General features: G+C 64.8%; 18 protein-coding genes. 12 read left to right on the plus strand and 6 right to left on the minus strand.

What is annotated here, in order from left to right:
- The first annotated feature begins 5 nt into the window (after window positions 1–5).
- The 5 genes from QWU44_RS09545 to QWU44_RS09565 all read left to right on the plus strand — a co-directional run bounded on the left by QWU44_RS09545 (window position 6) and on the right by QWU44_RS09565 (window position 4,038).
- Window positions 6–626, plus strand: coding sequence for an ABC transporter permease (locus tag QWU44_RS09545; RefSeq protein WP_370915458.1), 621 nt, complete (start codon window positions 6–8; stop codon window positions 624–626).
- 7 nt (window positions 627–633) lie between these two features.
- On the plus strand, window positions 634–1,308 hold the full coding sequence (locus tag QWU44_RS09550) for an ABC transporter permease (protein WP_370915459.1): 675 nt from the start codon (window positions 634–636) through the stop codon (window positions 1,306–1,308).
- Window positions 1,305–2,285: an ABC transporter substrate-binding protein gene (locus QWU44_RS09555; RefSeq protein WP_370915460.1), complete on the plus strand. Its 981-nt coding sequence runs from the start codon at window positions 1,305–1,307 to the stop codon at window positions 2,283–2,285. The genes QWU44_RS09550 and QWU44_RS09555 overlap by 4 nt, the downstream gene beginning before the upstream one ends.
- Window positions 2,286–2,464: 179 nt before the next feature.
- Window positions 2,465–2,596 carry a hypothetical protein gene (locus QWU44_RS09560; protein WP_370915461.1) on the plus strand — a complete coding sequence of 44 codons (132 nt, stop codon included), beginning with the start codon at window positions 2,465–2,467 and terminating at the stop codon, window positions 2,594–2,596.
- Between the two features lie 122 nt (window positions 2,597–2,718).
- Window positions 2,719–4,038 carry a UDP-glucose/GDP-mannose dehydrogenase family protein gene (locus tag QWU44_RS09565; protein WP_370915584.1) on the plus strand — a complete coding sequence of 440 codons (1,320 nt, stop codon included), beginning with the start codon at window positions 2,719–2,721 and terminating at the stop codon, window positions 4,036–4,038.
- 60 nt (window positions 4,039–4,098) lie between these two features.
- Here the strand turns inward: QWU44_RS09565 and QWU44_RS09570 are convergent, their stop codons facing one another.
- The 6 genes from QWU44_RS09570 to QWU44_RS09595 form a co-directional block, all read right to left on the minus strand.
- A complete protein-coding gene (locus tag QWU44_RS09570; RefSeq protein ID WP_370915462.1) occupies window positions 4,099–5,418 on the minus strand; it encodes a YibE/F family protein in 1,320 nt (439 codons plus the stop codon).
- Window positions 5,419–5,518: 100 nt separating this feature from the next.
- Window positions 5,519–6,715, minus strand: coding sequence for a hypothetical protein (locus QWU44_RS09575; protein WP_370915463.1), 1,197 nt, complete (start codon window positions 6,713–6,715; stop codon window positions 5,519–5,521).
- Window positions 6,716–6,871: 156 nt separating this feature from the next.
- Window positions 6,872–8,137, minus strand: a complete 1,266-nt coding sequence (locus tag QWU44_RS09580; protein WP_370915464.1) for a pyridoxal phosphate-dependent aminotransferase — start codon at window positions 8,135–8,137, stop codon at window positions 6,872–6,874.
- Window positions 8,138–8,275: 138 nt separating this feature from the next.
- Window positions 8,276–9,307 (minus strand): ABC transporter substrate-binding protein, encoded by a 1,032-nt coding sequence (locus QWU44_RS09585; RefSeq protein WP_370915465.1) that lies wholly within the window; start codon window positions 9,305–9,307, stop codon window positions 8,276–8,278.
- Between the two features lie 164 nt (window positions 9,308–9,471).
- Complete coding sequence (locus QWU44_RS09590) at window positions 9,472–12,465, minus strand: heterodisulfide reductase-related iron-sulfur binding cluster (protein WP_370915466.1); 2,994 nt, start codon at window positions 12,463–12,465, stop codon at window positions 9,472–9,474.
- A gap of 284 nt (window positions 12,466–12,749) precedes the next feature.
- Window positions 12,750–13,169, minus strand: coding sequence for a hypothetical protein (locus tag QWU44_RS09595; protein ID WP_370915467.1), 420 nt, complete (start codon window positions 13,167–13,169; stop codon window positions 12,750–12,752).
- Window positions 13,170–13,563: 394 nt separating this feature from the next.
- On the opposite strand from QWU44_RS09595, the gene QWU44_RS09600 reads away from it, so the two are divergent.
- The 7 genes from QWU44_RS09600 to QWU44_RS09630 are packed head-to-tail and all read left to right on the plus strand — an operon-like array spanning window position 13,564 to window position 20,192.
- Window positions 13,564–15,240, plus strand: coding sequence for a nitrite/sulfite reductase (locus tag QWU44_RS09600; protein WP_370915468.1), 1,677 nt, complete (start codon window positions 13,564–13,566; stop codon window positions 15,238–15,240).
- Window positions 15,237–15,494 carry a hypothetical protein gene (locus tag QWU44_RS09605; protein WP_248140933.1) on the plus strand — a complete coding sequence of 86 codons (258 nt, stop codon included), beginning with the start codon at window positions 15,237–15,239 and terminating at the stop codon, window positions 15,492–15,494. Before QWU44_RS09600 ends, QWU44_RS09605 begins: the two co-directional genes overlap by 4 nt.
- On the plus strand, window positions 15,491–16,270 hold the full coding sequence (locus QWU44_RS09610) for a phosphoadenylyl-sulfate reductase (protein ID WP_248140934.1): 780 nt from the start codon (window positions 15,491–15,493) through the stop codon (window positions 16,268–16,270). Before QWU44_RS09605 ends, QWU44_RS09610 begins: the two co-directional genes overlap by 4 nt.
- A complete protein-coding gene (gene cysD, locus QWU44_RS09615) occupies window positions 16,267–17,220 on the plus strand; it encodes a sulfate adenylyltransferase subunit CysD (protein ID WP_370915469.1) in 954 nt (317 codons plus the stop codon). The genes QWU44_RS09610 and cysD overlap by 4 nt, the downstream gene beginning before the upstream one ends.
- A complete protein-coding gene (locus QWU44_RS09620; RefSeq protein WP_370915470.1) occupies window positions 17,220–18,527 on the plus strand; it encodes a sulfate adenylyltransferase subunit 1 in 1,308 nt (435 codons plus the stop codon). The genes cysD and QWU44_RS09620 overlap by 1 nt, the downstream gene beginning before the upstream one ends.
- Entirely contained in the window at window positions 18,520–19,260 is a 741-nt protein-coding gene (locus QWU44_RS09625) for a CbiX/SirB N-terminal domain-containing protein (RefSeq protein WP_248140936.1), read from the plus strand. Before QWU44_RS09620 ends, QWU44_RS09625 begins: the two co-directional genes overlap by 8 nt.
- Window positions 19,248–20,192, plus strand: coding sequence for a sulfite exporter TauE/SafE family protein (locus QWU44_RS09630; protein ID WP_370915471.1), 945 nt, complete (start codon window positions 19,248–19,250; stop codon window positions 20,190–20,192). Before QWU44_RS09625 ends, QWU44_RS09630 begins: the two co-directional genes overlap by 13 nt.
- The last annotated feature ends 9 nt before the right edge of the window (window positions 20,193–20,201 follow it).

The following is a 20,201-nucleotide window of genomic DNA, read 5'->3' on the forward strand; positions in this document are numbered from 1 at the left end:
GGATCATGACGAACCTCGACCGCATCGGCGAACTGGCTCTCGCCCATGCGAACCTCAGTTGGCCCGCGATTATCGCGTCACTCATCATCGCGCTTCCTCTGGGCTGGGCCGCGAGCCGCAACCGAATCTCCCGAGAACTGCTCGTTACCGCATCTGGACTGCTCTACGCCATCCCGTCGCTGGCCCTGTTCGTGGTTCTTCCCCTGATCATCGGCACGTCCGTGCTCTCTCCGTTGAACGTCATCATCGCGATGACGCTCTACGGGCTCGCGCTGCAGATCCGTACCACCGCTGATGCGTTCGACTCGGTGCCGGAACCGCAGAAGCAGGCGGCCGTCGCCATGGGATATCCGGCCTGGCGGCAGATCCTCACCGTCGAACTCCCGCTCGCTGGACCGATCATCCTCGCCGGTCTCCGCGTTGTCAGCGCATCCACGATCTCACTGGTCAGTGTCGGTGCGCTCACTGGTGTGCAGTCTCTTGGCACCCTGTTCACCAACGGCTTCGCCCGTTCGTTCCCCACCGAGATCATGGCTGGCGTCGCCGGAACCGTGATCCTGGCGCTGCTCTTCGATGCCGTCCTCGTCATCGCGGGCCGCCTGCTCATGCCCTGGGCAGGGAGGTGAGACAAGGATGGACCATTTCAGCGGAGCTGTTTCATTTATAGCCGACCCATCTAACTGGCCCGGTCCCGGAGGAATCACCGTCCGCCTCGGTGAGCACATCCTGTACTCTGCGCTTGCCGTCGGCATCGCACTGCTCATCGCGCTCCCACTCGGTCTCTTCCTCGGGCATACGGGGAAAGGCGCATCTGGGGTGATCGCGGCAACCGGTGCCCTCCGTGCCATGCCGTCCCTTGGGCTGCTGACGTGGCTGACCCTCGAAATCAGCTTCGGAATCCAGTTACCCATCGTGCCCTCCACCATCGTGCTGCTCATCCTCGCGGTACCGCCAGTCCTCGCTGCGACCGTCTCCGGGGTGGCGACGGTGTCGGGCCCCGTCGTTGATGCTGCTCGGGCGATGGGGCACAACGAAGGTCAGATCATGACCCGCATCGAACTTCCGCTGGCGGCCCCCACGATCGTCGGCGGGGTACGATCGTGTGTGCTCCAGGTACTGGCTACCGCCACGATTTCCGCCTACATCGGACTCGGCGGGCTCGGCCGCTACCTCCTGGATGGACTCGCCCTCCGCGACTACGAGCAGATGCTCGTGGGGGCGATCCTCGTTTCCGGGCTCGCACTCGCAGCGGATATGACGCTGGCCCGTGTACAACATCGACTTCGACCGAAAGGCGTCACTTCATGACCTTCCCCAAGAACCAGTTCATTCGCCGCGCAGGAATCGCCATCGCCGGGCTGGCCCTGGTCCTCCCACTCGCCGCATGTGCCGGGTCATCCGACCCGTTGAGTGAGAACAGCACCGACGGTGACTCGAAGCCGAAGCACGCCACCGACAGCATCGTCATCGGTACCGCGAACTTCCCCGAGAGTGAGATCATCGGTCAGATCTGGGCCGAAACGCTGCGTAACGCCGGTTTCGAGGTTGAGGTTAAGTCCGGTATCGGCTCCCGGGACGTTTACCTCAAGGCACTGCAGGAGGGCTCCGTCGATATTGTCCCTGAGTACACCGGTAACCTCGCTCAGTACTTCATGGCCGCCGAGGGCCAGGAGCTTCCGCTCGGGGCGACCGAAGAACAGGTTCTCAACGGCCTGAACAAGGCGCTGCCCGCAGGTCTCGCCACCGGAAAAGCCGCCCCCGGTGAGTCTAAAGATTCCTACCGGGTCACCCGGGAGCTCGCTGAACAAGCAAAGCTGGTCACGATCGCTGATCTGAAGAACCTCGATGACATCCGGATCGCCTCCAACCCGGAACTCAAGGATCGCCCCTACGGCCCCAGCGGTCTTGAGGAATTCTACGGTCTCCCGGCGGATAAACTCACCATCATCCCCATCTCCGATTCAGGTGGGCCACTCACCATCGCGGCACTGACCACGAACAAGGCGAATGTGGCCAACGTTTACACGACCTCCCCGACTTTCAACACCGATGGTGAAGAGATTAATCTGGTCACCCTCGAGGACCCGGAGAACCTCATCCTGCCGCAGCACGTTCTCCCCTTGATGCAGGGCAAGGCGGTATCTGGTGAAGCCCGGGAAGCGCTCACCAAGATCAACGCCGATCTCACCACCGAGGCGCTTCTCGAAATGAACATCCGAAACATCGGCCCGGAGAAAGCCAGTCCAGAGACCATCGCACGGGACTTCGTCGCAGAGAATTCCTGATCCTCGTAGTTAGCTCCGTGCTGTCGGCTGACGCTACAATAAGTGGTGATTCGCGGGGTTTTCTCCCCACCAGTGGCACGGACACCGTGACCCATCGAATAACGCCACCGCTGTCACCGAACCCGGCATTGTTCCGTCCACCGGGTCAGGGAGAGATTATGCAGGAGAGGAGGAGGAACATGCCGACCACAGACGCAAGCTGGTGGACCCCCACCATGAGCGTGATCGTCGTTGTCGCGATCACCGTCATCATCGTGTCGATGGCGCTGTACACGATCTACTGCTACCGCAAGAGCATGCCGAAAGACTGACCGTCTTCGTACTTCTCATCAACCGTATCCCGGCCCCCGAATTCTCTCAGGGGCCGGGATACGTCGTTCAAACAGTGTTCACTTTTCCCTCACACTCGCAGAGTACAACTGGTGACATGAAACTGACCGTCATCGGAACCGGGTACCTCGGCGCCACTCACGCCGTCTGTATGGCTGAACTTGGGCACGAGGTGCTGGGGGTGGACATCAGCGACGAACGCATCGAGGCACTCCGTGCCGGACGGGTTCCCTTCTACGAACCTGGCCTCGCCGAAAAACTCTCGGCGAACCTGGCCACCGGCAGACTGGATTTCACCACGGATATCGCCGCGGCGGCCCGTTTCGCAGACGTCCATTTTCTCACTGTCGGCACGCCCCAGCACTCTGAAGGAAGGTCCGCTGACCTGAGTCAGGTCCACGGCGCGGTGACATCGCTGGTTCGGCAGATGCGGGGGCGCCACCTGATCATCGGGAAGTCGACGGTTCCCGTCGGTACCGCCGCGGATCTGCAACTGATGGTCTCCGCACTCGCTGCGCCAAGCACGGAGATACGCATCGCCTGGAATCCGGAGTTTCTCCGGGAGGGACATGCGATCGCGGATACGCTCCACCCGGATCGAATCGTCGCGGGGGTGCCGGGTGATGACGCGGGATACGCGGAGAACACTCTGCGTGACGTGTACGCTGCGACCCTGGCGCAGGGCACGCCGTTCATCGTCACGGACCTTGAGACTGCGGAACTGGTCAAGGGGGCCGCCAACGCCTTCCTGGCGACGAAGATCTCCTTCATCAACGCCATCGCGGAAATCTGTGACCTGAGCGGTGGAAACGTTACTGATCTGGCCCGCGCACTCGGCCACGATGACCGCATCGGGCGGAAGTTCCTCGGCGCCGGGCTCGGGTTCGGTGGTGGCTGCCTGCCCAAGGACATCAGAGCGTTCTCGGCCCGTGCGGAACAACTCGGTGCGACCGGAATCCCCGCACTGCTGGGCAGCGTCGATGACATCAACCTCGGGCAACGCCGGGCGGTCCTTGATACGGTGGTCCGTTCCTTCGATGGCGCGGTTGCGGGTAGGCGGGTGACGGTCCTCGGTGCCGCCTTCAAACCTGACAGTGATGACATACGTGATTCCCCGGGCCTGTTCATCGCAGGATCGCTCGCACGAATCGGTGCCGATGTCACCGTGTATGACCCCCAAGCGATGGGACCGTCGAAACGGGTGCTCCCGGAGCTCACCTATGCGCCAACCGTCTACGATGCGCTGCATCTCACCGAAGCCGTCGTCCTGGCGACGGAATGGCGCGAGTTCATCGACCTTGATCCCGTGGAGGCGGCATGTCACGCAGATCGTCCTCTGATGATCGACGGCCGCAACTGCCTTCCCGCGCGAGCCTGGATTGATGCCGGCTGGGATTACCGCGGTATCGGACGCCGGTATTGATACCGGTACCACCGAGATACGCGACGCCCGGAGGTTCCGTGTTTCCGGGTGATGGTGAACTCAGTGTGCGTGGGAATGCCCCCGCCCGGAGCAGGTGAAGGCGGCGATTGCCGTGGTGATTGGAACCGACATGGTCAGTGCGAGGGCACCCACGGCGGAGCGCAGGAGTTCGGTGGCCATGATGTCTCCGGTGAGTAGTTCACCGAACGGTCGGTCTGCGACGGTGAGCAGGAGGAGCAGGGGGAGTGCCGCGCCGGTGTAGGAGAGGACGAGGGTGTACATGATGGAGGCAATGTGGTCACGGCCGACACGGATGGCACCCTTGAACAGCCTCCAAGGGGAGGCGTTGGGGTCGATGGCGGCGAGTTCGTTGACGGTCGATGCCTGCGAGATGGTGACGTCGTTGAGTACGCCGAGTGACCCGATGATGAAGCCACACAGCATGAGCCCCGTGACGGAGACGTCGGGCAAGTAGAGCTGGATCATCAGGTTGTCTTCGGACCCCAGGCCACGGAGTTGGGTACCGCTGATTGCGAACTGAGCGAGGACTGCGGCGATGCCGAGGGCGATGAGCGTGCCGCCGAGTGCGGAGGACGTCTTCCAGTTCACCCCGTGCACGAGATAGAGGGCCGCGAACAGGACGGCGGAGCCACAGACAACGGCGAGGGCCAGAGGTGGTCCGCCGCGAAGGAGCGCTGGGAGCAGGAATACGCCGACGCCCGCCAGCGTGACCGCGAGACCGACGAGGGACCGCGCACCCAGCCAGGAACCGAGAAGCACCACCCCGAGGGCAGTGATCAATCCCCAGACGAGAAGGGTGGAACCGCGCTGGTAGTCGGCGAAAGTGTATCCGGTGGTGTCTTCTGAGGTGGTTGATTCATAGAGGAGAATCTTCTCACCCTCTGAAAGTTCAGGGTCGCCGGGTTGACCGGAGAGCATGAGCATCGTTCGTTTCCCCTCGTTGACACCGGACGTGATGTCGATGATGGCCTGTTCACAGACCCGGTCAGAGTGCTCGAGGGGGACGATGGGCGAGGAATCGAAGATCCTGCCGACGGATGGTGAGGTGCAGGAGCCCTCGGTGATGAGGGCGACCGTGCCGGTCACCTTCTCCTTGGACAGTGAGGAGATGTTTTCGAATGAGGGGGTGACGTTGGGTTTTTCGGTGGTTGGCCAGAGCGCCACGACACCGACGATGGTGCCGATGAAGGTGATGATCAGGAAGACACTCAGTATCCACTGAGGACGGGTGAAAGGTCTTTTCTCCCCGCGTCGTTTCGGCAGTGGATTTCCATCGGGGCCGATGCCATGTGCCGCGAGATGGCCGACGATGTGCTCGGTGGGGTCCTCGTGGGTATCGGATCGGGAGTGTCGGCCCATCGCGTGCTCCTTGGATTTTCGGGAGGAGTGTCGTGGTCAGTGACAACAGTAAAATGCCCGCCACGGTCCGGTGTAGTCGGGGTGGCGGGCTGGGTGGGCTCTACCAGCGTGCCCAGTCCTCGATCTTGTCGATGTGGCTGAGACCAAGGTTGCGGATGAACTGGTCATCCTGGTGCCAGTCGCCGTCGATCCACCGGACAGTCATCGTGACAACGGAAACGACATCGCCGTCACGGGCTGTCGCGAAAGCGATGGAAGCGGTCTCCCCGTCGAAGGATTCGACCTTGTAGGCGATCGGGATGGCTGCGGAGTGGTCGGGGGTATTCGGGATCAGGGACGGATCAGCGATCACGGCATCGAGCCGCGCTGGATCGGTGCTGGGTGGAATGAAAGTACGCGCGGTACGGGCGGCGTCGACTCCACCGCGGTTTACACCCTGGTAAATGTGCCAGATTGCGAGCGCCGCTCCCTGAGGGGTTTGGCTGAATCCGTGTGCGATTCCGTCCGTGACCTGCCACGGGCCATCGGACGCGCTGAAGGGGAAATCCCAGGCGGTGTCGCTGGCGGGGTTTTCCTTGAGACGCTGCCATTCGACGGCGGGGGCGGCGGTCAGCCAGTTCTCGTCGTCCGGGGTGAGTGCTTCACCGTCGTCAGTGAAGATGTCTCCAGCCGGATTGGATGGATAGTAGACGGTGGTGCCGTCGACATCGGCGGTACGTCGTTCCCCCGAGTTGATTTCCGCAGCGTAGGCCTTGTCACCGAGTGCGGAGGGCTCGGGAGTGGCGGTGGGCTCGGGAGTTTCGCTTCTTGTTGACGTTCCGCTGGTGCGGCTGCTGTTCCTGTCGCTGGAGCGTGTACTCGAGCTCTTAGAAGTAGAGGAAGTCGGTGTCTTTGATGCGCTTTCCGAGGTGCTTTCCGGGGATCGTTGATTCGACGAAGTCGGTTCAGTCGCTGAGGATGATGTGCCGCTCTTTGAGGTCGTCGATGAGGCGGATTCAGATTCAGATTCAGAGGAGGTGGTTGAACTCGCGGAGGTTGAGGAGGTTTTCTCCGGGGAAGAGGTGGTAGAGCTGGCAGAGCTTTCCCCGGATGTCTCCGACGTTGATTCCGGTGCCGTGGTTGAGGTCGTGCTCGTTTCCCCCCGTGGTTTCCCCGAGGTGGCGGCACCCGCTTCCTCGTCACCGATGTACATGTAGACACTGGTGGCGATAAGTCCTGCGACAGTAAGGGTGGTCAGGGTCGCGAACATGCCCCGTGGGGTCAGGGTGGAGCTGTCGTATCCGGCGCTTTTCCGCACGCTGGTCCTCATCTCGTCGTCGTTTGTGCGATTATCCGGCGGGTGTGATCGCCGACGCCGGTCATGTGTCCGGCTGCATGATGTCAATGATAGAGAAAACGGCCCGTACACCACGCCGGCGTCCGGGGGACGCCGATGAGACGGGCGCGGGCATTATCACTGACGGTAGTGCGCGAGGAAGTTGCCGAGCCGTTCGATGGCCTCGGAGAGTTCCGCCGTGGAGGGCAGCGTGACCACACGGAAATGGTCTGGTGCATCCCAGTTGAATCCGGTTCCCTGAACCATCAGGATGTGCTCCTGACGGAGGAGATCGAGCATCAGCTTCGCATCATCGTGGATGTCATGCACGTTGCGGTCGATGCGGGTGAAGTTGTACAGGGCACCCATCGGCTTCACGGTACTGAGACCGTCGATGGCGTTGATTCCCTCGTAGGCTACGTTCCGCTGTTCGAGTAGTCGACCGCCGTGCACGGTCAGATCGAAGATCTCCTGGTGCGTCTCCAGGGCAGCGGGGATCGCGTACTGTGCGGGAACGTTGGAGCACAGTCTGGTTCCCGCCAGCAGTTCCAGCCCCGAGATGAACTCTCTGGCATGGTCCTTCGGCCCAGTCAGAACCATCCATCCGGCGCGGTAACCGGCGGCGAGATAGGCCTTGGACAAGCCGTTGAAGGTGATGGTCAACAGATCCGGAGCCAGTGTGGCGACGCTGATGTGTTTGGCGTCCTCGTAGAGGATGCGATCATATATTTCGTCCGCGAACAGCATCAGATCATGTTCCCGGGCAACATCGACGATTCCGGTCAGTACATCGTGGGAGTACACCGCACCGGTGGGATTGTTGGGATTGATGATGACGATCGCGCGGGTCCGATCGGTGACCTTCGACCGCAGATCTTCCAGATCCGGGTTCCAGCCGTTGGACTCGTCACAGAGATAATGCACGGGAGTGCCGCCGTTCAGTGTGGTCGCCGCCGTCCACAGGGGATAATCCGGCTTGGGCACCAGGATTTCGTCACCGGGGTTCAGCAGGCCGGCCGTGACCATGAGAATCAGCTCGGAGACCCCGTTCCCGATGAAGACATCCTCGACGTCGAATTCCGGGAAATTAGGATCCTCAGCGTAGCGGCGCACCACGGATTCCCGCACCGGGATCAATCCCTTGGCGGTGCAGTACCCCTGTGCGTGGCCGATGTTGTCCATGATTGCCTGGACCGATGCCTTGGGGGCCTCGAAACCGAAGATTTCCGGATTACCGGTGTTGAGTTTCAGGATTTCGACGCCCTGTTGCTCCAAGCGTTCAGCTTCGGCACTGATCGGCCCCCTGATCTCGTAAACGACATTGTCCAGGCGGCTGGCCTGTCGTACCAGGCGTCGTTCACTGCCGGTGGTGGGGTCATGGGAAGGAAGTGTCGCTTCAGTCATGGTTCCTATCGTGCCATCTGAGAGGTGGCATGCGGGGAGCTTCGGGAAAACAGCCCCTTTGTTTTTAGGTAGGTACCCCATGCGAAACTAGTGATTAAGGGGGGAATGCGGGGGAGAATGCTCGCGTCCCCTCCGCCATTACCGGGGCTTCAGTTCATCGGGAACGACGGGGCCGGACACATCGAAAGCTCGGGCCAACTCCGCGAGGATCGCGTACGCACCGGGGAGAGACTCAGAGGTGATCCAGGCCGCGTCATCGGCAATGACCGTCCGCTGATCCAGTTCTGTCCACTGGGGTGTCGCACGGAAACTGTCCAGGGAACGTTCCCCACCGAGTGGACTCATCGTCATGAAGATCCGGTCGGCGGCAACCGCATCGACCTGATCAGCAGTGATCTTGATGAAATTCTGGGTGCCCCGCTGTGACTTCGGTCTGGACAGTCCGGCGTCGGTAAGTACCATGCCGGGGAAGGACGCGTTCGCGAAGATTCTCGTCGGCCCGTTCTGGAAACGTACCACCGAAATAGTTGGGTTCGATGACTTCACGTTGATCTCGTCACCGATACGTCGTGCCTGTTTCTCGTACTCGGCGAGTAGCGCCGCAGCTTCAGGCTCCGCGTCCATCGCTTTACCGAGTACGAGATACCCGCTTTTCCAGGTTGTGGGAGCACCCTCCGACATCACCGTCGGCGCAATCTCTGACAGACGGTCATAATACTCACCGCTTGATTCCCGGGTTCCCACGATCAGATCGGGTTTCAACGCCGCAATCATCTCAAAATCCGGCTCCCGAGGTGTTCCGATGACTTGGGCATCGGCACCGTACTCATCCAATAAACCCCCCAGGTAATTCCCTAGAGTGGCGCCCTGTGCATGTGTGTCTGCGTAACCGACGAGAGTCCCGTGCAGCATCAGAACGGCATCCGCCCACGGGTCGTCGAGCGCAACGATGGTCTGCGCCGGGGCATCCAACTTCGTCGTACCGAGTGCGTGCACGATGCTGATCTGCCTGGTACTCGTCTCTTGCACGGAACTGTTGGTCGCAGACATCTCCGTTCGGGTCTCCGTTGTTGGGTCCGGAGTATCAGGCTTCGCAGTGCATCCGGAGAGAGAAAAGGACATAGCGACGAACAGAACTGCGGCGCGACGGACGGCAGGCGGTGATATCACGGGCGATCCTTCAAGAGACCGCAGGAATTGCGGTGAATGGATAGTGAGATATTTCCGACGTTAACAGCGTGTGTACCGTTGCGCCGCCCACCACGGAAGCGGTGTCCCCGTTCCTTCCTGGTCCCCTGTCTTTCTAATTGAGCAAAGGAAAGCCCCAAAGTTGTTCAGGCGTTCGGTTTATCGTCGGACATGCCTGTCCCAGCGGGCCGGGCAATGGGGCTGGTCTTACCGGGTGGTGTGGGTGCTCCTGATTGGTGAGTGAGGGAGGTTCCTGGGTTGGGCGTGCCACTCGGGGCCTGCGGAACACCGGGAACCTTTGAGATCCCGGGGGCTGGGGGGATGCTGGCGCCCGGAGCCCGGGGTATACCCGGTTGCGAAATCCCGGGCGCTTTGGGCGCTCCTGGAACACGGGGGGTGCTGGGGCCTGTGGGTGCTGCAGGTGCACTGGGGGCGGTTGGTGTGGGTGTTGGGGGGACTGGTGGCACTGCTGGTGTGGGGGCTGACGGTGCTGTGGGGCCTACTGGTGTGGGGGCTGTTCCGGGTGCCTTGGGCGCCCTGGGTACGCCTGTCCGTGTGGCTGGGGGAACAGGTGGAGTCGCGATTGGTGGGGTTTTGGGGACAGCCGGTGGCGCAGGAGGCGCGGGTATACCGGGTGCTACGGGAACTCCCGGAGCTGGCGGTCGGGTGGATATCCTGGGTGCGGCCGGAGCGGAAGGAACTCCGGGTGCTTTCGGAGGCGCAGGTGCCGTCGGGATCGTGGCTCCGGGCACGCGCGGGGCCGACGGTGTACCGGGGACAGTCGGTGTTTTTTCCGGTGCCGGGACTGTGCTCTGTGGGTCTGGGAAACTATCGGGCACAGGGGTTTCGTGGCTGGCCTCTGCACTGCCACAAGTCCCCTCCTTCCTGGGCTTCACCGAGGTCAGGCCGAGGTCCGTTGTGCCTCGGCGGGGTGGTGCAAGGAAGGCGCGCTCGCGGGGTTCCGGCAGTTTGCCGTCGACGAGGACGGCATCGCGGAGCATCTGGGCGACATCGCGCACCTTGGGTTGATCGGCGGTCGGCTTGTCGGAGAGTGCCTTGACCCCGCCGGTGAGCATGACGGTGCAGAAGGGGCAGCCGACGGCGATCTCCTCGGCGCCGGTGGCGAGCGCCTCGCTGGTGCGGTTCTCGTTGATGCGGGTGCCGATGGTCTCGTCCATGAACATGCGGGCACCGCCCGCGCCACAGCAGAATCCCTCGTTCCGGTTGCGGTCCATCTCCCGTAGATCGTGCCCTGTCGCGCCGAGCAGCTCGCGCGGTGGGTCGAAGACCTTGTTGTGGCGGCCGAGGAAACAGGGGTCGTGGTAGGTGATGGGCCTGCGGTCCTCGGGGCGGCGGGGCACCGGGGTGAGGAGTTTCTCGCGGACCAGCTTGTTCAGGATCTGGGTGTGGTGGACGACGTCATAGTGGCCGTCGAAGTCCGGGTACTCGTTGCGCAGGGTGTTGAAGCAGTGGGCGCAGGTGGTGATGATGGTGCGCTGGCCCTTCGGTACACCCTCGAACACGGTGTTGAGGGTGCTGATGTTCTCCTGGGCGAGCATCTGGAAAAGGAATTCGTTGCCGGCGCGCCGGGCGGGATCACCGGTGCAGGTCTCGCCCTTGGAGAGCACCGCGAACTTCACGCCTGCGGTGTGGAGGAGTTCGACGACGGCGCGGGTCGTTTTTACGGCATCATCGTCGTAGGCGCCTGCGCAGCCGACCCAGAAGAGGTATTCGGTGTCGTTGAAGTCGGTGATGTCCTCACCGAACACGGGTACCTCGATGCCGTCGCGGCGTGCGGCGTCGATCCAGGTGGCACGGTCGGCGGAGTTCCGGCCCCAGGGGTTGCCCTTGGCCTCCAGGTTCTTGAACAGGCCCGCCAGTTCGGAGGGAAACTCCGATTCTGCGAGTACCGCGAAACGGCGCATGTTGGCGATGTGGTCAATGTGCTCGATGTCCACCGGGCACTGCTCGACGCAGGCCCCGCAGTTGGTGCAGCTCCACAGCACGTCCGGCTCGATGGTGCGGCCCTCTCCGACGAGCTTGAGGACATCCACACCGTCATGGGAGGTGTCGGCGTCCAGCAGGGACGGATCGAGAAGATAGGGGGAGTTGGTCACCATCGCGTCGCGGAGGTCGGTCATCAGCAACTTCGGGGACAGTGGCTTCGCGGTGTTCCAGGCGGGGCACTGCTCCTGGCAGCGACCGCAGTCGGTGCAGGTGGTGGCGTCGAGAAGCATCTTCCAAGAGGCGTCCCGGAGGGTGCCCGTGCCGATGGGGTCGGCGTCGGGGTCGAGCTCGTCGACGCTGTCGAGGGTGACTTGCTCTCCGCGCGAGACCATCGGTGCCAGCGCGCCGAGTGCCGGTGCACCGTCCGCGTTGCGTTGGAGGAAGATAGTGAAGAAGGCGGTGATCCGGTGCCAGGCCACACCCCAGGACAGTTGCCGCCCGACGACGAAGAGCCAGATCGTGCCCGACAGCAGTTTGATCAGGGCGAATACGCTGACCATCACGGGGCTTGCGGGGAGGAGCTGCGCGATGTGCATGGTCAGGAAATCGGACCACAGGTGCGGGTGGATGTCGTCGTAGGTGGCGATCTTCGCCGACTTCACGGCGATCATTCCGAGCCCTTCGATGAGGACGACGCCCTCGACGAAGTGCGCGGCGCGGGCGTTGGACCCGTAGAACCGGGACATGCGTTCGCGGGTTCCGGCGTGCAGGCGGGCACCGATCAGGAAACAGATGCCGGCGACGGTGCCGATACCGAGTAGTTCGTCGGCGAGGTGGTACATGCCCCATTCGCTGACGATGGGCCAGCCACCGCGTGGCCAGAAGGTCTGGATGTAGGCCTCGAACCAGAGGACGAATCCGATGAGGAAACCGACCATGACCAGCCAGTGAGCTGCCGCGATGGCGGGTTTCCGGGCCAGTTCGCTGTGGAAGACGACTTCCTTGAACAGCGTGCCGACGCGCCGTGCGGGCCGGTCGGTGCGGCCCGGCAGGGGTTGTCCCGCGCGGACGAGACGGAAGAGTCGGCTGGCGCCACGGAGGAAGTAGAACCATGCGGGAAGTGACAGCAGGAAACCGATGATTCCCAGCACGACAGTCGTGCTGGTCATCGTTGGGGCTGCGGCGAGCATCATCGCGGGAGAGGTCCTTGGCGTGGGCAAAAGAATGGGTGTTCAGTGCCTGTCACGAGCGGGCTGGCTGCGTGCGGGCATGGTGCTTCCCACTCTAAGCGGTGCCGTGGTCATCTCCCCAACGGAGTCTGCTTGCCGCGTCACCGGAGAACCCGGTACAGCGGGGAACATGTCTGTTCAGCCAACGTCCAGTGATGGTTCGACAAGTCTGAAAATAAACTTGCCCTGCTGCAAGCTCCGGGACGTGGAGTTGGTAGCAGGGCAGTCGGACGTGTGTGTGGGAGGGTTTACTCGGGGCTTGTCGCTCCGGTGAACAGTGAGCTGATGAAATCGAGGAAACCGAGCACGAGGCGAACTGGTGCGGTGATGAGGGAAAGAACTCCGGTGGTGATGCGTGCGTTGACGAGCTCTTCGGCCGTGATGGGTCCGGCGGGGCAGGGGCGTTCCATCCAGTTGATTGCTTCGGTGGTGACGGGGAGATCGGGGTCGCCGGCGTGTTCCGCCCGGCACTGGTCGACCTCCTCCTGGGTCATCACACCGAACTTCACCACGGCTTCGGCGGGCATGCCGGAGGGGTGTGCCGGGGCGATTGTCGACGACAGGTGCGCGATTGACGAGCCGGTGGCGGTGTCCTCGGCGTGGGCGGGGGTTGCCAGGCCGAGGAGCAGTGCGGGGATCATGATTCCGGCGAGCAGTTTCTTGGACATTGGGTACTCCTCTGGGGGGGGGGATGTTTTTTCTGAATATAAGCGGCATCGGATTATCGCTGCTAGCGGGTGTCCCCACTGGTTTTGGCGTCGCGGGCCTGGTGGTGGGGAGCGTTACGGCACCGGGGCTACTGCGGTGGGGAGCGTCGCCTGACATGAGGGGTTGGGAAGGTTCAGTAATGTACAGAACGGTCTATTTCATTCATGAATGATGGTCTGTGAAGTTTGCAGGTAAAAGGGCATAAATGGGAAAAAATAGACCGACCTGTTCATAAAAAATGCCGTTTTTATGGCCGTGAAAGTGTTTCCTGTGTCAGACTTGGCCGCACTAACAGCACCCCCATCGCGGCCCCGGCCCCGGCACTGCCGGAACCGGGCTTTCCAAGGAGCACCCATGGCACCGACCACCGTCAAGGAACGGCCCGCCCGGCAGCACAGGCCGGACGGCCAGTGGAAGATCGACGGCACCGAACCGCTCAACGCCGACGAGCGGATCAAGGCCGAGGACCCGGGGATGTCCTGCAGGCAGCGGATCATCGACATTTACTCGAGGCAGGGTTTCGACTCCATTGCGGAAGACGACCTCGCACCCAGGTTCAAGTGGGTCGGCCTGTACACGCAGCGCCGCCAGGATCTCGGCGGTGAGTACACCGGTACCGCCACCAACGCGGAACTGCAGGACAGGTTTTTCATGATGCGGGTGCGTTTCGATGGCGGCATTGTCAGCACCACGCAACTGCGCACCGTCGGTGAGATCTCCCGCGACTACGCCCGTGGCACCGGTGACTTCACCGACCGGCAGAACATCCAGCTTCACTGGATCCGCATCGAGGACGTTCCCGCGATCTGGGAGAAACTTGACGCCGTCGGACTGTCCACCCTCTGCGGCTGTGGTGACGTTCCCCGGGTGATCCTCGGATCACCCGTCGCGGGAATCGCCGCCGACGAGATCATCGACGCGACCCCCGCTATCGAGGCGATCACCTCGGACTGGCTACACCGCGAGGAACTCCACAACCTGCCTCGCAAATTCAAGTCCGCCATCTCGGGTTCCCCGCGCCAGGACGTCACCCACGAGATCCAGGATCTCTCCTTCATCGGCGTGAACCACCCCGAACACGGCCCCGGCTTCGACGTCTATGTCGGCGGCGGCCTGTCCACCAACCCGATGCTCGCCCAGCGCCTCGGCGTCTGGGTGCCGCTCGATGATGTACCGGAGGTCTGGGCGTCCGTGGTCAAGGTGTTCCGCGACTACGGCTACCGCCGCCTGCGCAACCGCGCACGCCTGAAGTTCCTGGTGGCGAAGTGGGGCGTGCAGAAGTTCCGCCAGGTTCTCGAAGAGGATTACCTCGGACGCCCGCTCCTCGACGGCCCGGCGGCGCCCGTCAATCCCGGCAACCGTGACCACCTGGGCGTCCACCCGCAGAAGGACGGCCGCTTCTATGTCGGCGTCAAGCCCACCGTCGGCCACGCTTCCGGCGACCAGCTCATTGCCATCGCCGATGCCGCCGAGGCCCACGGCGTCACCCGGATCCGGACCACCGTCGACAAGGAGCTGCTCTTCCTCGACGTGGAAAAGCGGCAGGTCGAGCCCCTCAAGGAGGCGCTCCACGCCACCGGACTGTACCCGGAGCCGAGCGAGTTCCGGCGTGGCGTGATCTCCTGCACCGGCCTCGAGTTCTGCAAACTTGCCCTGGTCACCACCAAGGCGCGGGCGATCCAGCTCGTCGACGAACTGGAGGACCGGCTCGGCGACATGGACGTCCCCCTGAAGATTAGCCTCAACGGTTGCCCCAACTCCTGCGCCCGCTCCCAGGTCGCGGACATCGGACTCAAGGGCCAGCTCGTCACCGACGATGAGGGCAACAAGGTCGAGGGCTTCCAGGTGCACCTCGGCGGCGCCCTCGGGTTCGACCCCGACTTCGGCCGCAAGCTGCGCGGACACAAGGTCACCTCCGCGGAACTCGGCGACTACGTCGTTCGCCTCGTCGAACGCTACCGCGAGCAGCGCACCGAGGGTGAGCAGTTCCGCGACTGGGTCCTGCGTGCCGACGAGGGGGACCTGCAGTGAGCTACCGCGTCGACAAGCCCAACCCCAACCGCGGCTTCCCCCAGTACTGTGCCTACTGCGGCGGAACCGACCTCTTCCCCGACGAGGAGACCGACTTCGCGTGGGCCTGCCAGGAATGCCGAAGAGTGTTCTCCGTGATGTTCCACGGGCGCAACGACCCGGCGAACCGGCCCGCGCCCGCGCCCTCCACCGCGGAGGCACTCGCCGCATCCCTCGACCACCACGGACACACACCGGGGGTGCGGGTACCGTGACCGACCTCAGCCGCTTCGCCCGCCCCCGCGCCCACCGCGACCCCGAGGTCTCACCCGCCGGGGCGGCGACCACCGCACCACTCGACCCCGGGACCCGCGCCGAGCTCGCCGCCTTCGTCGACACGCACGCCGACGCACTGTACGACGCCGACGCGGAGACGATCCTCGCGACCGTCGCCGAACACGTGCACGGTCCCGTTGCGGTGACCATGTCGATGGAGAATACCGTCCTCGCGGAACTCGCGTCCCGGTACCTTCCCGACGCCGACCTACTGTTTCTCGACACCGGCTACCACTTCGACGAAACCCTCGACGTCGCCGATGCGGTGCGCCACCGGTACCCACTCCCGCTGGTCACTGCGACCCCGATCCTCACCCGCGCCGAGCAGGACGCCACCTACGGGCCCGCGCTCTACCGCCGCAACCCCACGGCCTGCTGCCGAATGCGCAAGGTCGAGCCACTCGCCGCCGCGATGAGCGGCTACATCGGATGGGTCACCGGGCTGCGTCGCGCCGACTCCCCGCTACGCGCCGACACCCCGGCCGTCACCCTCGACAAAACCGGCCGACTCAAGATCTCGCCCCTGGTGACCTGGTCACTCGAGGAGACCGAACGGTACATCGTCGACCACGACCTCATCCGGCACCCCCTGACCACCCGTGGCTACCCGTCCATCGGATGCGCCACCTGCACCCTGCCCGTCGCCGAAGGCGAAAACCCCCGGGCCGGCCGCTGGGCCGGACAGAACAAGACAGAATGCGGACTCCACACATGACCACCACCCTCACCGACACCACGCCCGACGCCCGCACCGACCGGGGCACCGGCTCACCGCTGTCCCCGCACCTGAGGGACCTGGAGAACGAGGCCATCCAGATCCTCCGCGAGGTCGCCGGACAGTTCGACAAGGTCGCCCTGCTGTTCTCCGGGGGCAAGGACTCCGTCGTCGTCCACGAACTAGCCCGCCGGGCGTTTGCCCCCGCTGCTGTACCATTTGAATTGCTACACATCGATACCGGGCACAACTTCCCCGAGGTTCTCGACTTCCGCGACCGCCTCGTCGAACGCACCGGCGCGCGCCTGCGCGTCGCGAAGGTCCAGGACTGGATCGACCGAGGGGACCTCACGGAACGCCCTGACGGCACCCGCAACCCCCTCCAGACCATCCCACTCGTGGAGACCATCGCCGAACAGGGCTACGACGCCGTGCTCGGCGGTGCCCGCCGCGACGAGGAACGGGCCCGCGCCAAGGAACGCATCTTCTCCGTCCGCGACAGCTTCGGCGGCTGGGACCCCCGCCGCCAGCGGCCCGAACTGTGGAATCTCTACAACGGCGGACACCTGCCCGGTGAGAACATCCGCGTGTTCCCGATCTCCAACTTCACCGAGGCTGATATCTGGGAGTACATCGGGGCTAGGAACATCGAACTGCCGTCCATCTACTTCGCCCACGATCGCGAGGTGTTCCACCGCGACGGCATGTGGCTGACCGCCGGTGACTGGGGCGGCCCCCGTAGGGGTGAAACCTTGGAGACCCGCCGCGTGCGGTTCCGCACCGTCGGGGACATGTCGTGCACCGGCGCCGTCGACTCCGACGCCGACACCGTCGACGCCGTGATCGCCGAGATCGCCGCATCGCCCCTCACCGAACGTGGCGCCACCCGAGCCGATGACCGCCTGAGCGAATCCGCCATGGAGGACCGCAAGAAGGAAGGCTACTTCTGATGACCAGCACCCTCACTGCCCCCACCCCGACCGAGGCGCTGTACGACCGCCAGACCCTCCGGCTGTGCACCGCAGGCAGCGTCGACGACGGCAAATCCACCTTCGTCGGTCGCCTCCTGCACGACACCAAATCAGTGCTCGCCGACCAGCTCGCCGCCGTCGAGGCGACCTCCCGGGCCAAGGGCCTGGACCACGTCGACCTCTCCCTACTGGTCGACGGCCTGCGCGCCGAACGCGAGCAGGGCATCACCATCGACGTCGCCTACCGCTACTTCGCCACCGCGAAGCGCACCTTCATCCTCGCCGACACCCCGGGCCACGTGCAGTACACCCGCAACACCGTCACGGGTGTGTCAACCTCCCGCGTCGTCGTGTTGCTCGTCGACGCCCGCAACGGCATCGTCACCCAGACCCGCCGCCACCTCACCGCCGCAGCCCTGCTCGGCGTGGACACGGTGGTCCTCGCGGTGAACAAGATCGATCTCGTCGGCTTCGACGAGTCCGTGTACCGCGCCATCGAGGCCGAGTTCACCGCCCTCGCCCAGCGGCTCGGTGTGACCAGCACCTTCGTGGTTCCCACCTCCGCTCTGCTCGGGGACAACGTCGTCGAGCGTGGCGCCAACACCGACTGGTACACCGGCCCCACCGTCCTCGAGATCCTGGAGACCGTGCCCGCAGGCCCCGAGGCCACCGAGCTGGGTTTCCGGTTCCCCGTGCAGACCGTCATCCGCGATCACGCCACCGACTACCGCGGCTACGCGGGCCGGGTGAGTGCCGGTCAGGTCCGCCCCGGCGACACGGTGCATCTCGGGTCGGGGCGCAGCACGACGGTCACCGGCATCGACACCCCGGACGGGGAAGCGGCGCTCGCGCTGCCCGGCGACTCCGTCGTGCTGCGCCTCGCCGACGACATCGACCTCACCCGCGGTGACCTCATCGCCGGTGCGGACCGCCCCGACGACGTCCGCGAGTTCACCGCCACGCTCGTCGGACTGGCCGAGAAAGCCGTCCGCCCGGGTCAACTGCTCAAGCTGCGCTACGGCACGTCACTGGTCCGGGGCCGGGTCACCCGGATCACCGAAAGCCTCGACATCGACGCCCCGGTCGGTGACGTGGTGCGGGACGCCCCGGGCGAACTCGCCCTCAACGACATCGTGCGCGCCGAGATCCAGGTCGCCGAGGCCCTGCCCGTCGACGGTTTCACCGCCCGCGGTGCCGTCGGCTCCCTCCTGCTCATCGACCCCGCCTCCGGGGACACCCTCGCCGCAGGCCTGGTCGACGGCACTGGCGGTGGTGGCCGTGACTGACCCGCGTCCCGCACTGATCACCCTGTCCCACGGTTCCCGTCACCCCCACGCCGACGCCGGTATCGCCGAGCTGACCGCGGCCGCCGGTGACCTCCTGGACCTGCCCGCGCACCCGGCGCACCTGGACCTGTCGACGCCCACCCTCCCGGACGTCGCCCTCCGGCTCGCCGTCGCGGGCGTCCGGGAGGCCGTCGTCGTGCCCCTGCTGTTCACCCGTGCGTTCCACGCCACGACCGATGTCCCCGAGGAAGTGCACGCGGCCACGGAGGTCTCCGGGTTACGGATGACCCTCGCGGACGGGCTCGGTACCGGCCCGGATCTCGTCGACGTCCTCGCGGAGCGCCTGATCACGGATGCCGCGGATCGACGAGACACCGTCCTCCACCCGGTCGGAACGTCCAGCAAGCGGGCATCGGCTGACCTGGCGCGACTCGGGGCGGAGCTCGCCGAGCGGACCGGTCGCCGTGTCGACGTCATCGCCGCCACCGGGCCGGGCGGCGGCCCCGGGGCGGTCCTCGACCGCGCCCGCGCAGCCGGTTCGCTGCACGTTCTCCCGCTGTTCGTCACCCACGGGCTGTTGCTCGACCGGCTGACCGACCGCCTGCCCGCCACCCGCCCCGGGGGCCCGGACATCTCGGTCAGCGCACCGCTCGGCCGCGACCTCGCCGGAATCGTCGCCACCCGCTACTCCGACGCCCTGACCAGCGACCGGACACCGGCATGCGTACCCTGATCCTCATCGCCCTGGCGGGGGCGATCGCGCAGCTCGTCGACGGCGCACTCGGCATGGGCTTCGGCGCGACGTCGACGACCATGCTCATCCTCGCCGCCGGCCTCGGCCCCGCGCAGGCGTCCGCCGTGGTGCACACCGCGGAGCTGGGGACGACCCTGGCCTCCGGGATCAGCCACTGGCGCTTCGGCAACGTCGACTGGCGGCTCGCACTGCGCCTCGGCGTCCCGGGCGCGGTCGGCGCGTTTCTCGGGGCCTACGTCCTGTCGAACCTCTCCACCGCTGCCGCAGCCCCCGTCACGGCGGGGATCCTCACCGCCATCGGGCTGCACCTCCTGCTGCGCTTCTCCCGCGGCGCCCCGCACCACGCGATCGCCACGGAGACCCGCCGCCGGGGACGGGTCCTCGGACTCCTGGGACTGACCGGCGGATTCATCGACGCCTCCGGCGGGGGTGGCTGGGGACCTGTCACCGCCTCGACCCTGATGAGCCTCCGGCACGCCGAACCGCGCCGGGTCGTCGGCACCGTGAACACCTCCGAGTTCCTGGTGACCGCCGCCGCCACCACCGGGTTCGCGATCGGCATGCGGGAGGAGCTGCTCGCCCACCTGCCCGCCGTCGCCGCTCTGCTCATCGGTGGTGTGATCGCCGCGCCGTTCGCGGCGTGGCTGGTCAGCCGCATGCCACCCGGTCTGCTCGGCGGGGCGGTCGGTACCGCGCTCATGCTCGTCAACGCACCCCGGGTGGTCGGTGCGCTCGACACCGCGACGTGGGTGCTGCCCACCGTCGAGGGAGTGCTGCTGGCCCTCGGCGTGGGCCTGACCTGTTGTGGCGTGCGGCGGCTCCGGAACCGGGTGCGGGTCATCGATGAAGCTGCGCCGGAGATCCCTGGTTCCGTGGAACGGGGATGCGTGGTGGCCGGGACGGCCAGATGAGGCCATGCC

The sequence above is a fragment of the Corynebacterium sp. CCM 9203 genome (assembly GCF_041357675.1).
In the GTDB taxonomy this organism is placed as follows: Bacteria; Actinomycetota; Actinomycetes; order Mycobacteriales; family Mycobacteriaceae; genus Corynebacterium.